Here is a 15145-nt window from a genome sequence, read left to right as displayed (position 1 = left end):
ATTGTTTTGTGCAAACCAATTGCTATCGTTTCTTGCATGATCGCGGCACATTTGTTGCTCCCTTTTCCAACCTGTACCTCAGAATTTTAGATTCTATCTGACCACCTATGAACTTAACCGAACTCAAGAAAAAACCGATTGGCGAACTCATCAAGATTGCCGAGTTTATGGGCCTCGAAGGAATGGCTCGTAACCGTAAGCAAGATATTATTTTTGCCATCTTAAAGCGCCACGCAATGAACGGCGAAGAGATTTTTGGTGATGGCGTTCTAGAAATTCTGTCGGACGGCTTTGGTTTCTTACGCTCTGCAGCGGGTTCTTACCTAGCCGGCCCTGACGATATCTATGTGAGCCCATCACAAATCCGTCGCTTCAACCTTCGTACTGGTGACACTATTACAGGTACGATTCGTCCACCTAAAGAAGGCGAACGTTACTTTGCATTATTAAAAGTTAATCAAATTAACTACGACACACCAGAAAACTCACGTAATAAGATTCTTTTCGAAAACTTAACACCTTTATTTCCAACCGAACAATTGGTAATGGAATTAGGTAATGGTACAACAGAAGACTTAACTGCGCGTGTGGTTGACTTGGTTGCTCCGATTGGTAAAGGTCAACGTTCAATTATCGTTGCACCGCCAAAAGCGGGTAAAACCATGTTGTTACAAAACATCGCACAGTCGATTGTTCGTAACAATCCTGAATGTTTCTTGATTGTCCTTCTGATTGACGAACGTCCTGAAGAAGTAACAGAAATGGAACGTACTGTTCGTGGTGAAGTAGTTGCTTCAACATTCGATGAATCACCAGCTCGTCACGTACAAGTTGCAGAGATGGTGATTGAAAAAGCGAAACGTCTTGTTGAACACAAAAAAGATGTAGTGATTTTGCTTGACTCAATTACTCGTTTAGCACGTGCTTACAACACTGTAATCCCTTCATCTGGTAAAGTTCTTACTGGTGGTGTGGATGCCCATGCTTTAGAACGTCCAAAACGTTTCTTCGGTGCAGCACGTAATATCGAAGAAGGTGGGTCACTGACAATTATCTCAACTGCGTTGATTGAAACTGGCAGTAAGATGGATGAAGTGATCTACGAAGAATTCAAAGGTACAGGTAACCAAGAAATTACCCTAGACCGTCGTATTGCTGAAAAACGTGTGTTCCCTGCGATGAACATCAAAAAATCAGGTACACGTCGTGAAGAGCGCCTAATGTCTGAAGATAACCTCCGTAAAGTTTGGATTTTACGTAAATTGCTTCATACACAAGACGAACTTGCAGCGATGGAATTCTTGCTTGATCGCATGAAAGAAACCAAAACCAATGATGATTTCTTCGATCAAATGAAACGTAAAGCATCCAACTAAGTTGAATGTTTGACTGAAAAGGCCATCTATAACGATGGCCTTTTTATTTGGTTGACTTTAGTTACACAAAGAAACATTTGATAGATCTCCATGTAAATTTATTTTCAAGTTTATGATTATAAAAAATATATTTTAAAAAACCCTATTCTTTTTAGTAGTTTATTTGCTATTTCGCCAATATAAAACTTTCTCTTAATTGTTATTTTCTGTTAAAAAATGGCCGTTTTTCACCTATTTTTAACGGTTTTTTCAAAGTCACTAGTAGCATTTCAAAATACTCAGTGATAGCATACACGCAGACCAGTTAGACTGCTCTATGCATTTTTAATACCTATTCAAATTAGGCATAATAAAAAGCACACAACAGACTAACGCAGGTTATTTTTTAATCTCATATTTTAGAGAGTGATGCCATGTTATTCAAAAAAATCGCTATTGCTGCTGCAGTTGCTACTACTTTAGCTTTCGTTGGTTGTGCTAAAAAAACTGAAGAAGCTGCTCCTGCTGCTGCTTCTGAAGCTGCTGCTTCTGAAGTAGTTGCTGCGTCTGACGCTGCTGCTGTTGAAGCTTCTGCTGCAACTGTTGCTGCTTCTGAAGCTACTGCTGCTGCTTCTGAAGCTACTGCTGCTGCTTCTGAAGCTACTGCTGCTGCTTCTCAAGCTGCTGCTCAATAATCTAACCGATTATTCAGTACAAAAAGAGAGCCCTTTGGCTCTCTTTTTTATCGCCTCAAACTTTAGACCCTAGTTAATAATAATAGCTAAAATTCAAAATACTAAGCCCATGCTTATTGAAAAATAAAAACTGACAATTTAGCTCAAAGAAAGCCACAATCAATCTCTACGACAACTCAACTCAACTCAACTCAACTCAACTCAACTCAACTCAACTCAACTCAACTCAAGTATATCGTCTCACTTTAAAACAAATATTCTTCAACATGAATTGTGCGATAGATGATGAGCACTGCACCTCCTAAATCAAAGGAAAAAAAAGCAGATCAATTGATCTGCTCATTTCCAACACGTTGACGGAATTTTTGTCCCGCACGGAAGGTCACTACACGACGGGCAGAAATCGGAATTTCTTCACCCGTTTTCGGGTTACGGCCTGGGCGTTGACGTTTATCACGCAACTCGAAGTTACCGAAACCTGAGAGTTTAACTTGTTCCCCAGAGATTAGCGCTTGGCTAATCTCATCGAAGAATAACTCGACCATTTGTTTTGCTTCACGACGGTTTAAACTCGTGAGCTCACTTAAATGATCAGCCATTTCTGCTTTTGTTAATGCTGTCATGAAGCCCTCAATGTCGCCTGGTAAGTGTTTTCCAACACCTGAAGTATGTTATCCATACCGGTTTTGATTTCAGCATCTTCTAATGTACGTGTTGGATGTTGCCATTGAATTGCAAATGCCAATGAGCGCTTGCCTTCTTCGACACCTTGACCAGTGTACACATCGAATAACCAAACTGCGTCTAAAAGCTCACCGCCGGTTTTTTCGATAAGTTGCTGAATTTCACTAACATTAATCTTATCACTAATTAAAAGCGCAATATCACGTCGAACCGACGGAAAACGTGATAATTCTGTAAAATTAGATACATAAGTTTGCAAAACAGCCGATTGATCTAATTCAGCGACCCAAGTAGTCGCCAAATCCAACTCATCTTCTAAAGATGGGTGTAAACGACCAAAGTAACCAATTGATTGACCATTGACTAAGATTTCAGCAGATTGACCTGGATGTAACCACGTACGCTCTGAACGTACATATTCAACATTTAAATGTGCAGAATTTAAAATCTCCTCTACATCGCCTTTAAAGTCAAAGAAATCCATAGGCTGTGCTTTACCATGCCAAGATTCAGTCGTACGTGAACCTGTTGCAACCAGTGCAAATGTTGGGATCTGTTTGAGATCATGAATGCTGTTCGCACCTTGATAATCAAAACGTAGACCAAGCTCATAGAAACGAACACGATTTTGCTGACGGTTCACGTTGTATTGCACACATGGGATCAAACTTGATAATAAGGTTGAACGCATCACTGCAAGATCACTAGAAATCGGGTTTGCAAGCGCTAGTGGTTGAACCTGTGGATTCAATTGTTTCTCAAGTTTCGCATCAGCAAAGCTAAAGCTAATTGCTTCTTGATAACCCAAAGCCACTGCAGTTTGACGTAACTGAACCAATTCAAATTGGTCTTGGTATTTCGCCAGTTTGACATCAATCACCGGCAAGCTAATTTGAATATTGTCGTAACCGTGAATACGTGCCACTTCTTCGATGAGGTCTTGGTAAATCGCCATGTCAAAACGGTGTGATGGCGGTACAACTGTCCACTCACCTTCTGCTTTCACAGTGACATTGCAACCCAAACGCGTTAAAGCATCGGTAATAAATGCAGATTCAACTTTATAACCAAGCAGTTGATCAACTTGTGCTTGATTTAGTTCAATGGCTTCACGTTTTGGTAATAACTCTACTTTTTCAGCAACAGTAATTGGACCAAATTCGCCGCCAGCTAAATCAGCGATAAGCTGAGAAGCACGGTGCATTGCCGTCATCGGCAATTCAAAGTCTACACCGCGTTCATAACGCTGAGATGCATCAGTATGCAAACCAAAACTACGTGCACGACCTGCGATATAGAGTTGATCAAAGAACGCCGACTCAAGGAAAATTTCAGTGGTATCATCAGAAACCGCTGAACTTAGGCCACCCATGATTCCTGCAATCGCCAAAGCTTTTTGATCATCCGCAATCACCATCACGTTTTCAGATAATTCAACTTCTTGTTCATTCAACAACGTTAATTTTTCTGCTGCTGTTGCTTGGCGTACACGAATTGCCCCTTCAACTTTACCGCCATCGAATGCATGTAAAGGTTGACCCAATTCCATTAAAACGTAGTTGGTAATATCGACCAAAATACTGTGCTGACGGATGCCCGCACGAGCCAATGCACGCTCCATCCACTCAGGAGTTGGTGCTTTGGTATTGACGTTTTTGATCACTCGACCTAAGTAACGTGGGCAACCATCAGTTTCAACAACAACTTTCTTCTCATCAGTAATTGTTGCAGCAACTTCTTTAATTTCAGGGGCAGTCACAGGGAGTTGATTAATCACACCAATTTCACGTGCAATACCACGAATACTGAAACAGTCTCCACGGTTTGGCGTGATGCTGATATCAATCACATTGTCATCAAGATCTAAATATTCACGCACATTTACACCAACAGGTGCATCTGCTGGAAGCTCTAATAGACCGTCGATTTTGTCTTCAAGATCAATTTCAGACGCACCGCACAGCATGCCTTGCGATTCAACACCACGAAGCTTGCCTTTTTTGATTTTGAAATCGCCCGGAAGTACTGCACCAATGGTTGCTACAGGAGCTTTCATGCCTACACGCACGTTTGGAGCACCACAAACGATTTGTAACGGCTCGCCTGAACCGATGTTTACAGTAGTGACACGTAAACGGTCAGCATCGGGATGTTGAACCACTGTTAAAACTTCACCGACTACTACACCAGTAAATGGTTTTGCAGCAGGAGATAAATCATCAACTTCTAAACCTAACATGGTCAGTTGGTCAGAAAGTGTATCGCTATCAATGGCTGGGTTAACCCATGTACGCAACCAATTTTCGCTAATTTTCATTGTATAAAAACCTATTAATTCTAAATTTCTAATCCCCTCTAGCGCCCCTTTAAAGAAAGAGGACGAACCCTAAGTCATGATGGACACCCCCTCTCCTTTTAGGAGAGGTTAGGGAGAGGTATAAAACTGTTTAAGCAAATTGGCGTAAGAAACGCACATCATTTTGGTAGAACATACGTAGGTCATTAATGCCATAACGCAACATTGCAAAACGTTCTACACCTAAACCAAAGGCAAAGCCTTTGTATTTTTCTGGGTCAATGCCAGCGGCTTGTAAAACGTTTGGATGCACCATACCGCAGCCCAAAACTTCCAACCATTTACCACGTTCATCCATGATATCCACTTCTGCACTTGGCTCTGTGAATGGGAAATAAGATGGACGGAAACGTACTTTCAAATCTTTTTCAAAGAACTCATTTAACAAGTTCACCAACAAACCTTTAAGTTCTGCAAAGCTGGTGTTTTCAGCCACATACAAACCTTCGATTTGATGGAACATTGGCGAATGCGTTTGATCTGAGTCACAGCGATAAACACGACCAGGACACACAATACGGATTGGAGGCTGCTGAGTTTCCATCGTACGAATTTGCACGCCTGAGGTATGCGTACGAAGTAAATGATTCGCATCAAAATAGAAAGTGTCGTGCATCGCACGTGCAGGATGATGACCCGGAATGTTCAATGCTTCAAAGTTGTGATAATCATCTTCAACTTCTGGACCAGTCGCAACAGTAAAGCCAGCTTTGGTAAAGAATTGGCAAATACGTTCTTGAACTTGAGTCACAGGGTGAATACTACCCACCGTTTGACCACGGCCGGGTAAAGTAATATCAATCGTTTCGCTAGCAAGCTTTTGTTCTAATGCAGCTTTTTGTAATTCAGCTTGACGAGCAGTCAGTGCGCCAGTAATCGATTCACGAACGGCATGAATTTGAGCACCAAAAACTTTACGTTCTTCTGGGTCCATTTTACCGAGCGACTTCGATTGTTCCGCGAGCTGGCTTTTCTTCCCTGTAAATTGCACTCGCACTTGGTCGAGTGTAGCAAGGTCCTCTGCTGCTGCAATCGCAGCGAGCGCTTCAGTGGTCAGGGCTTCCAGTGACATAGTAACTCTCAAAGCAACAATTTAAAAAAATAATATAAACCCCTTATTCTAACAGTTTTTAGCCGTTATGATGAAGCGCATTCACAAGTTAAAATTGCATTAGCATCAAGTTTTAAAAAAAGTATAAGATAAACACAATATCAATGGGATCCAATCTTTATGGCACTCGATCCAATCTGGAAACAACAGCTCACACTCGTCACTTATGGCAATGAATTTCTCAACCAAGGTTTGAGTTTTCAACGTTGGTTGAATCACCACATTTTTGATCAGCACAGTTTCCATTTTCGTGATTTGCTATCACAGCATTTATTGGCTCAACATTTCCAAATTTGGCTAGAAGGCTTAAAAAAACACGGGGTACAACGCTTAAGTTTACATAGCTCCAGCTTGCTGAATGATGAACAAAATCCGAATGCTAACGTTGAACTTCTTCCCTTTGCCCATTTTATTGTAAGCCACGAAAAAAATAAAAAGCAGGCATGGATTTTTGGTAAAGAACTTGCCGAGTGGTATAACGCAGAAAATGACTATGAAGCACCGGCATCCCAACAACTGCAAATTCGTCGAGAAACCTTTTGGCGCTATGAGCTGAACCATAAACTCATTAAACGCATCGAAGCAGATATGCAGTTACCAAAATGGGATGATATTCATAACTTCACTGAAGCAGAATTATTTTTACAAAAACCTGCGGAAGGTTTTATTGAGCCGGAGGTGTTAGGCACACCTTATTATGGTACGCAGCCTGATCCGAGCAGCGAATCGAATGAATCTACAAAACTTGCACTCTTGCCAACAGATGCACAAGCGGATTTTGCACATGACAGCTTGCATCGCTTAGATGCATTAAACCGCCACATTCAGTCTAAAATTCAGCATCCCTATCATGCAGATGGCAGCATCTATACACCTGAAGAACAGTTAAATTTGCGCCATTTTGCTCAAAAAACTGAAGATTTAACGGCTAAATTTATCGTAAAAGTCGCCAATCACTATAAAACTGCACGTTTAACTCCTGTGGTTGAAAGCTCTCCTCTGGATGGATTTAAAACTGAGGATAGAAAATCAAATCCTCAGCATGCACACCCGGCTAACTCGCCTCATAAACCCGGTGCAGGAGGAGTGATTACCTTAATTATTATTACGGTAGTGATTTGCTTATTGGCTTATTACTTCGGACTTTAACTGTATAAATATGATCAACACTAAAAAGCCCTTCTCATAGAAGGGCTTTTTTATAAACATACTTCTGTATGAAAGATTTCAAAATTATGGGGTCGTTAAATAATTAAATGGACGAATTTCTAATCGAACGCGATGCTGATCGGCATGTTGATTAATATAATGACTGACAGAGACTACTTCCCCCTCAAGCTCTGCGTCTGCACCATACATGATTTTGACCGCCTCACCTTTGCGGGGAATCATTTCGAGCTCTACAGTAATGCTACCTTGACCCATACCAACTATTTCAGCCAACATTTTATTTTCCTTTTGTTCTTTTCTATCCATACATTAGGCATGGCGCAAAGCGCGGTATAAAGATTATTTCTGTAACTTAACTGCACTTTTTATTGATAAAACATCAAAACTTAAACATCAAAAACATAAGAGTCCAATTGTTCTAAAAATGCATCAACTGCATTTGCAGACTTTAAACGAATCCATTGAATATGTTGATATTCAGGTGCATTCATCATCTGTAGATATTTTTCACGATTCTTTTTATGGGTCTTAATCATCCACCAGACAATGGAATCTCGACCAAACATCCGCCACAAAGTTTCCTGATTATTTGAATCTGGCCAAAGATCTTGTTTGGACTTAGCCCGAGAAAATGCGCGCCTTACAGAGCGGTATAAATTGACTGGAAACGGAAGGTCTAACCATATCACCGTATCTATTTCAGACCATTTCACCGGAATCGTTCGAGTATAGTTGCCATCAATAACATAACCATTTTTCGCTTTAGCAATTTCAGCTCCGATACGTGCAAAAAAGATTTCGTCAGGACACTCCTGCCAATCATCTAGCCAAAATAGATTATCCAGTTCTATATAATTTAGTCCTAATTTGTCCGCCAAAGCTCTGGAAAAGGTTGATTTTCCAGTGGCCGATGTACCGACTACATTTATTCTTTTCATTGTCATGATGATCTACTTGAGTCTGGTGAATCTACTTCAAGATAGCAGCATTGGATCTGTAGGTTAACTTTTATTCTTCACGATAATCCAAAAGATCTGCATCGATATTGATAAAGTCAGGCTTTGGGGTTTGTTCAAATTGAACGGCTAATATATCTGACTGATTAGCAATGCATGCTTTCGCGACTCGATGCATACCATCCATCACTCGACCACTGGCACATAAAATAATGGGATAACTTAAGTCCGTAGCATTTACCAATTGCAGATGTTCAATAATTTGCCGTGTGGTCGGTGCAGATTTTGGAAACCAATATGCTTCGTTCAACTCTTAAATGTCACTTACAGGAATCTGCTGAACCTTGAAATTTTGACTGAGTTTTAATAAATGATGTACATCCCAAACACACGTATCATCGCCTACTTAGCGGAAGTGATACTGTTTGCGCATCAAGCAGTTACCTTTTAAGTCAAATTAAAGCTAAGATAGCTTACAATTGAAAAATAAAAAAATGCTTCATTATGATAGATCATTACGAGCAATTTATTCTTGGTTTGCAATATAACGCTCAACGCTTTTTTAACCAGAAAATTTACTATGACGAGATTTTGCACCCATGGTGCGGCCAAGCTTGCGACATTTTCTTGATTCGCGATTTTAAAACCAATGCATTACTACATGACTCAGTTGATCATTTGATCATGTATATGGCTGAAAAGCGGATTAGAAAATGCTCACTTTATCCATTTGATCTTCTTTTTGAGCATGCAAAACTTAATCAACATCCTCATTTTGACTTTGTAAAAACCAACTACTCTCTTGCTGTTTTCCACAACAATTTAAATCAAGCCTTTGCACTGGTTCAAATCCAATCTGAAACGAAAATTTTAGATATCAGCCCTATTGGTGATCCTCGGGAGTTTTGGGGTGCAAGTTCCACACAATTTCATGACGCATTCGGGCTGTTTACATTAATTGAGCTCAATCAACAACAGCGGAACAAATGCTTTTGCTTTGATAAAAAATCGAGTTGGAGCAGTTTAGTAAATAGCATTCAACTGGATTTATTTGAACATCCGTTTTCTACCCACATTCAGCCTCAATTTAAACTAATCCATAATTTGTATTATTATGGCCTTCTGGATGACTCACTCCCTCTTTTGGAGAATCCTCAAGCCTCACCTCAAGTTGGATTAAGTCTGCTTGAAATGCTCAATTCAATCGAAGCTGCTATCCAAAATTTAAAACATGTAAAAAACGAAAGCTCACCGATCCATTTATTTACAACCGAAGAATATGCACAACTATTGGATTATGAGTACAAACTGTCAGAACACCATGTAGATGTCACGTGCTATACAGCCAATCATTTCAACCGCGAAAATTTAGTCAATGATGAAGAGAAAGCTTTACTCAAAAAACTACAGAAAAAATACCCCAAAGTTAATTATTTCAAGTCAACATCTGATCAAGCACTTTCCGCCACCAACACTTCAACAGATAAAGAGCCTGAAAAACCATGGGTTGTATTTTTTTCTTTAGTTTTAATTTTTGCCATGCTATTCGCTTTACTTTATGGCTTTTATTTACTTTTTAAACAGTTTGAGTTTATAAAATTTGCCGCAATCACAATTGGCATCATTGTGTTTTTAGCCATATGGTCGAAAAAATAAGATGTCTAATCAACTTCGTCCATAAAAAAAGACCGCTAAAAGCGGTCTTTTTTTAAGTCATAAAGACTTATGCAGCTAATGCATCTTTAGCTTTAGAAGCTAAAGCAGCAAACGCAACTGCGTCATGCATAGCGATGTCAGCAAGTACGCGACGGTCGATAATCACTTGAGCTTTTTTCAAGCCAGCGATCATACGGCTGTACGACAAACCATTTTGACGAGCACCAGCATTGATACGCGCAATCCATAGAGCACGGAATTGACGTTTCTTTTGACGACGGTCACGGTAAGCATATTGACCTGCTTTGATTACTGCTTGGAACGCTACGCGATATACGCGTGAACGAGCGCCGTAGTAACCTTTAGCACGAGCAAGAATTTTTTTATGACGGCGATGAGCCTGTACACCACGTTTAACACGAGCCATTTATAATCTCCTTAGATGTATGGGCACATACGGCGAACTGAAGCAACGTCACTTACGTGAACCATTACACAGCCGCGTAATTGACGGATACGCTTAGCAGATTTTTTGGTCAAAATGTGTCGTTTGAACGCTTGGTGACGTTTAAAACCGTTTGCAGTTGGCTTGAAGCGTTTAGCTGCACCACGGCGAGTTTTCATCTTAGGCATAAGAACCTCTTTTGAACACCTGTTCGGCACGTCTGCACCATTGCAAAGACGCCCTGCAGGTAAGGGAGCGAGTATTCTAAAGCATCTTTGCTCAAAACAAAAGCGAATCTTTCTACCTAATATCGAACTTAATTAATTTTCTGATATAGATTTTCCGATGATTTTATAAGCGATGTCCAATAAGGCTTATATAATGTCAGCACGCCAACTATTAATGTCCATTATGAAACCTGCACAGGATGCTTTTGCAGCCCTACGTTATCGGGATTTCTCGATTGTTACGCTTAATCAATTTTGTCTGACCTTAGCCATTTTGATTCAAGAAATTATTGTTGCTTACTCACTGTATCAAATCACTAAAGACCCGCTAACACTAGGCTTAATTGGTTTAGCCGAAGCAATTCCTTTTATTGCTCTCTCTTTGTGGGGAGGATACTTTGCAGATCGTTTCAATAAACAGACCATTATGAAAATTTGTCTGTTTTTTTCTGTACCGATGCCACTGATTCTTTGGGGGTTATTTCACCAATATGGTCTCGGCCAAATTGATGTCACCCAACTGTCTTGGGGTATTTATGCGGTCATTTTTGGGCTTGGAACGATCCGTGGTTTCTATAATCCCTCGGCAACGTCGCTTAAACCTTTTTTAATCCCGCGGGAGCTCTATGCCAATGGTGCAACATGGACAACGATTGGTTGGCAAAGTGGGGTGATTATTGGGCCAATGCTTGGCGGTTTTATGTTGGCATTTTTAGGCCGTGAAACCAGTTTGCTCAGTGTTGCAGCACTACTAACGGTCTGCTTCGTCCTCATTAATCTGCTCAGTAAACGCAGTTTCCCTAAAATTGAATCTGACAATTTAAAAGATAGTTTAAGTGAAGGTTTTCGTTTTATCTGGAAAACCAAAATTGTCCTTTGGGCGATTTCACTCGATTTAGTTTCTGTGCTTTTTGGTGGCGTGATTGCCCTCTTACCGATTTTTGCCGAAGATATTTTAAAAGTGGGGCCTGAAGGTTTAGGCTACTTACGGGCAGCACCGTCTATTGGCGCCCTGATCACCATGATTGCATTGACCAAATTCCCTCCAACTCATCATGCATGGCGCAATATGTTATTGGCTGTAGCGGGTTTTGGTGTATTTACCATTTTATTCGCATTTTCAAGCAATCTTTGGCTATCACTCTTTGCACTGGCAATGACTGGTGCATGTGACAGCATCTCTGTGGTGGTTCGCCAAACTATTTTACAGCTCTATCCGCCGGAAAATATGCGTGGGCGTGTTGCCGCGGTCAATGGCATGTTTGTCTCCAGTAGTAATGAACTCGGTGCATTTGAATCTGGATTGGCTGCAAAATATATGGGCACGATCATGGCGACAATCTTTGGTGGCTGTATGACCATGGCTGTAGTTGCAATCAGTTGGGCAAAAACCCGTGACTTGTTTGGGATCGACATTACCCATCAGTCAAAAAAATAATGGCATATTTTCCATTTAAACCTTGCCAGTATTTCCAATACAGGAAATACTGCGCAGCAATATCGACGCATTCATCACTCACTTTGTGATCTTAGAATAGACTTATGAAACAATATCTGTGCTTAACCCTTTTGGCCTGCGCTCCATTTTCTACAGCGTTTAGTGCTTCAACCAAAACCCATCAACTTCCGGCACAGAATATTGAAGTTGCTCCTGCGCATTTAACCACGCGTTTAAATTGGTCGGTTTTCCCAAAACCAGTATATGCCAATGAAGACCTCAAGCAACGTGATCGCGCAGCCATTATTCGTGTCACAGCGAATGCAAAAGGTACAATTACCGATGCAAGTGTTGAAGAAAGTACAGGTGTCGATCAACTCGACCGAATCTTAATTTCTGCTGTCAAAAAAGCTAAAGTCAAACCACATTTAGAAAATGGTGAAGCCAAAGCCATTATTGGCTATCAAGCGTTTAATTTGAGAGTTAAAGGCAATACACCTGAATGTGATTTCAACTTTGATTCAAAAGTTTGGAATGCACAAAGTGCAGATAAGAAAACGCCATTCCAATATGTATCTCAACCAAAATTAGATCTCACTAGTCATGAGTTGAAACAGCATGATCGTAAAGTCAAATTTAACTTTAAAGTGGATAAACACGGACAAGTAAAAAAGGTCAAGATCAAGCAAGGCTCTGGCATTTATGCACTCGATCAGAAAGTCGTTGAAGCATTGAGAAATAGTCAGATCTCGGTTAAACGTACTGCAAGCACCCTATGGGTCTACAAAAAGTCGAACTTTAAAGATGAAATTCAGTTTCAAGTAAATGGCTGTAAATAAGTAATAGATTCAACATTTCAAACAGGGATTGAATGTTTCAATGCCCTGTTTTATCTCAGAAGAAACCTAAAAATATAAGATAAATACAGAGATAACGCCCGGTTTTCGCTACGGTCACCATGAACACAAAGCGCCAGAAGTTTTCTTTCATTAAACCCGCAATTAAAGTAATAGGGTCTCCAATAATCGGCAGCCAACTCAGTAGCAAAGACCAATAACCATATTTGTGATAAATACCCTGTGCCTGCTGCATTTTCAGCTCTGACACGGGAAACCATGTTTTATTTTTATAATGTTCTACTTTTAAACCGAGCCACCAATTCACACAAGAACCGAGAATATTACCAATACTGGCCACCACAATCAGCAGCCATGGATTATGTTGACTATAGCTCAACAAGCCGAGCAATACGGCTTCGGACTGTAAAGGAAGTAAGGTCGCAGCCCCAAATGCCGCGAAGAATAAAACTAAAAACGACCACATCGAAACGAATGCTTAGAGACCTAATTTTTTCTTCGACTTCAAATATTCAAAATTTGACCAAAGCACTGCTGCAACAATTACAACGATTCTCGACCATTTATATTGTGAAGAAATCGGTTCAATCGCAGCTCGCATCAAGTTTTGATCTTTGGTATGTAAATCTGCAAGAATATTTTGAACATGCACAATTTCAGCGACAAATAGCACTAAGCAGCCTGCAATACCAAAAATAATACTCCAATAGATTCTTGGGTTATTTTCAACAATACGGGTAAAATTTAAGAAAAAGTCTTTCATCGCAAAATCGTCCAACTAAGCCGTCAACAACGCGTTCTTTTCGGCAGCGCCGCATTCTAACACAGCCTTAGAATTTTCTTCCGTCCCATCTAAAATCTTAAGGTGAGTCTTTCCGCACTTTACTTTTATACATGAGACTTCTAATCTGCCACGCAAATATTGAATAATTTTAACTCACTTTATGAAAAAAATTCTTTGCTTAAGTTTTATTGTGTTATTACAAATTTTGACCGCTTTATATGCACAAAGTCCTTCTGAAGTTGCCAAACAACACGTGATTACACTAGATCAAATGATTTGGCAAAAGCGACCTATCTTTAACTTCAACAATGACGATCTGGGCAATCAAAATCGTGACCTCAGTTTCAAACTATATGTTTTAGCCACTGGCGAAGTTCAAAAAGCTGAATTAATCAAAAGCTCTGGACTAACACACATTGATAAGCGGGTTGAACAGTCACTTTTACGTGCCAAGTTCAAACCTTATATCGAAAATGGTGTAGCTTACCCCTTTGTTGCCCTACAGCCCTTCTCACTCAAGACCCTGAAAGAAAACCAAAGACCTTGGTGGAAAAAGCTTCTATTCATTTCATAAAAAAAAAGAGCATGTTTCCATGCTCTTTTTTTAAACCTGTATTGTTAAGGCTTTTTGTACCGCTGGACGGGCCGTCAGTCGATCGATATAGTCTTTCACGTATGGATAATCTTCCAGCTGAATTTGCTGCCATTCATGACGCAGTGCCCAAGGCAGAATAGCCATATCTGCAATCGAATACTCTCCAGCCACAAATTTTTGACCAATCAACTGATGGTTCAAAACTTTATATAAGCGTTTAGACTCATTTACATAACGTTCAGTTGCATACGGAATACGTTCAGGTGCAAAACGACTAAAATGATGATTTTGTCCTAACATGGGCCCAAAACCACCCATTTGCCACATCAACCATTGTTCAACTTCAACGCGCTCAAACTCATCTTCTGGATAAAACAAACCTGTTTTACGTCCAAGATATTGCAGAATCGCACCAGACTCAAAAACTGAAATCGACTCTCCTCGTGGGCCATTCTGATCCACGATTGCAGGGATTTTATTGTTCGGAGAAATTCTCAAAAAGTCTGGCTGAAATTGATCATTTTCCAAGATATTAATCGGAAAAATTTGGTATTCCAAACCCATTTCTTCTAAAGCGATGGTAATTTTATGTCCATTGGGTGTACCCCAATAGTAGAGATCAATCATCTATATTCCTTTTTAATTTTCAGTAAGGCAATCTCATTTTGCTTTATGTATAACATGTTTAATCCAGTGAAAGCTTGTCAGTTTTTCTGAAAAGTAACGTTAAAATGTGAATTATCACTTTGCTTTTAAAATCACTTAAGGTACAAAAATTCAAAAAATATAATTTTTTTATAAAAATCCCTTGAAAAA

General features: G+C 40.0%; 17 protein-coding genes and 1 pseudogene. 7 read left to right on the top strand and 11 right to left on the bottom strand.

Translation table 11 applies throughout. From position 1 onward, the window contains the following. Nucleotides 1-107 precede the first annotated feature (107 nt). Both rho and FTU22_RS05650 read left to right on the top strand, forming a co-directional pair. Complete coding sequence (gene rho / locus FTU22_RS05655) at nucleotides 108-1376, top strand: transcription termination factor Rho (RefSeq protein ID WP_067731074.1); 1269 nt, start codon at nucleotides 108-110, stop codon at nucleotides 1374-1376. A gap of 413 nt (nucleotides 1377-1789) precedes the next feature. Then, the gene (locus tag FTU22_RS05650) at nucleotides 1790-2050 is read left to right on the top strand and encodes a hypothetical protein (protein ID WP_180024388.1); all 261 of its coding nucleotides are present in this window, start codon (nucleotides 1790-1792) and stop codon (nucleotides 2048-2050) included. Between the two features lie 326 nt (nucleotides 2051-2376). Here FTU22_RS05650 and FTU22_RS05645 read toward each other — a convergent pair whose 3' ends face one another. From FTU22_RS05645 to pheS, 3 genes are all read right to left on the bottom strand, one after another. Continuing rightward, nucleotides 2377-2673: an integration host factor subunit alpha gene (locus tag FTU22_RS05645; protein WP_004783565.1), complete on the bottom strand. Its 297-nt coding sequence runs from the start codon at nucleotides 2671-2673 to the stop codon at nucleotides 2377-2379. Next, on the bottom strand, nucleotides 2670-5051 hold the full coding sequence (gene pheT / locus FTU22_RS05640; protein WP_180093411.1) for a phenylalanine--tRNA ligase subunit beta: 2382 nt from the start codon (nucleotides 5049-5051) through the stop codon (nucleotides 2670-2672). Before pheT ends, FTU22_RS05645 begins: the two co-directional genes overlap by 4 nt. A gap of 130 nt (nucleotides 5052-5181) precedes the next feature. After that, on the bottom strand, nucleotides 5182-6162 hold the full coding sequence (gene pheS / locus FTU22_RS05635) for a phenylalanine--tRNA ligase subunit alpha (protein WP_180024390.1): 981 nt from the start codon (nucleotides 6160-6162) through the stop codon (nucleotides 5182-5184). Nucleotides 6163-6321: 159 nt separating this feature from the next. Between pheS and FTU22_RS05630 the strand changes: the two genes are divergently transcribed. Next, nucleotides 6322-7350, top strand: coding sequence for a hypothetical protein (locus FTU22_RS05630; RefSeq protein ID WP_180093409.1), 1029 nt, complete (start codon nucleotides 6322-6324; stop codon nucleotides 7348-7350). 84 nt (nucleotides 7351-7434) lie between these two features. Here FTU22_RS05630 and FTU22_RS05625 read toward each other — a convergent pair whose 3' ends face one another. The 3 genes and pseudogenes from FTU22_RS05625 to FTU22_RS05615 form a co-directional block, all read right to left on the bottom strand. After that, on the bottom strand, nucleotides 7435-7647 hold the full coding sequence (locus FTU22_RS05625; protein WP_180093407.1) for a hypothetical protein: 213 nt from the start codon (nucleotides 7645-7647) through the stop codon (nucleotides 7435-7437). A gap of 110 nt (nucleotides 7648-7757) precedes the next feature. Next, on the bottom strand, nucleotides 7758-8309 hold the full coding sequence (locus FTU22_RS05620; protein ID WP_180093405.1) for an adenylate kinase: 552 nt from the start codon (nucleotides 8307-8309) through the stop codon (nucleotides 7758-7760). 70 nt (nucleotides 8310-8379) lie between these two features. Continuing rightward, nucleotides 8380-8760, bottom strand: a pseudogene (locus tag FTU22_RS05615) (hypothetical protein). Between the two features lie 257 nt (nucleotides 8761-9017). Between FTU22_RS05615 and FTU22_RS05610 the strand changes: the two are divergent. Beyond that, a complete protein-coding gene (locus FTU22_RS05610) occupies nucleotides 9018-9983 on the top strand; it encodes a hypothetical protein (RefSeq protein WP_180093403.1) in 966 nt (321 codons plus the stop codon). A gap of 67 nt (nucleotides 9984-10050) precedes the next feature. Here FTU22_RS05610 and rplT read toward each other — a convergent pair whose 3' ends face one another. Continuing rightward, the gene (gene rplT, locus FTU22_RS05605; RefSeq protein ID WP_004647525.1) at nucleotides 10051-10410 is read right to left on the bottom strand and encodes a 50S ribosomal protein L20; all 360 of its coding nucleotides are present in this window, start codon (nucleotides 10408-10410) and stop codon (nucleotides 10051-10053) included. An 11-nt stretch (nucleotides 10411-10421) separates the two neighbouring features. Further along, complete coding sequence (gene rpmI, locus FTU22_RS05600; protein ID WP_065994397.1) at nucleotides 10422-10616, bottom strand: 50S ribosomal protein L35; 195 nt, start codon at nucleotides 10614-10616, stop codon at nucleotides 10422-10424. Between the two features lie 223 nt (nucleotides 10617-10839). Between rpmI and FTU22_RS05595 the strand changes: the two genes are divergently transcribed. Together FTU22_RS05595 and FTU22_RS05590 are read left to right on the top strand one after the other, a co-directional pair. Continuing rightward, nucleotides 10840-12093 (top strand): MFS transporter, encoded by a 1254-nt coding sequence (locus FTU22_RS05595; protein ID WP_180024462.1) that lies wholly within the window; start codon nucleotides 10840-10842, stop codon nucleotides 12091-12093. Nucleotides 12094-12197: 104 nt separating this feature from the next. Continuing rightward, a complete protein-coding gene (locus tag FTU22_RS05590; protein ID WP_180093401.1) occupies nucleotides 12198-12932 on the top strand; it encodes an energy transducer TonB in 735 nt (244 codons plus the stop codon). A 55-nt stretch (nucleotides 12933-12987) separates the two neighbouring features. Here the strand turns inward: FTU22_RS05590 and FTU22_RS05585 are convergent, their stop codons facing one another. After that, on the bottom strand, nucleotides 12988-13416 hold the full coding sequence (locus FTU22_RS05585; protein WP_180093399.1) for a YqaA family protein: 429 nt from the start codon (nucleotides 13414-13416) through the stop codon (nucleotides 12988-12990). A gap of 12 nt (nucleotides 13417-13428) precedes the next feature. Continuing rightward, nucleotides 13429-13713, bottom strand: a complete 285-nt coding sequence (locus FTU22_RS05580) for a hypothetical protein (RefSeq protein ID WP_078192639.1) — start codon at nucleotides 13711-13713, stop codon at nucleotides 13429-13431. A gap of 181 nt (nucleotides 13714-13894) precedes the next feature. Here FTU22_RS05580 and FTU22_RS05575 point away from each other — a divergent pair, with 181 nt between their 5' ends. Then, nucleotides 13895-14308 (top strand): energy transducer TonB, encoded by a 414-nt coding sequence (locus tag FTU22_RS05575; protein ID WP_180093397.1) that lies wholly within the window; start codon nucleotides 13895-13897, stop codon nucleotides 14306-14308. A 30-nt stretch (nucleotides 14309-14338) separates the two neighbouring features. Here the strand turns inward: FTU22_RS05575 and FTU22_RS05570 are convergent, their stop codons facing one another. After that, nucleotides 14339-14956, bottom strand: coding sequence for a glutathione S-transferase N-terminal domain-containing protein (locus FTU22_RS05570; RefSeq protein WP_180093395.1), 618 nt, complete (start codon nucleotides 14954-14956; stop codon nucleotides 14339-14341). Nucleotides 14957-15145 lie beyond the last annotated feature (189 nt).

Origin of the sequence: Acinetobacter sp. YH12076, from assembly GCF_013419525.1 — a bacterium.
GTDB lineage: Bacteria > Pseudomonadota > Gammaproteobacteria > Pseudomonadales > Moraxellaceae > Acinetobacter > Acinetobacter amyesii.
Note: the sequence above shows the minus strand (reverse complement) of the source record. Positions and strands in the feature narration are given on the sequence as shown.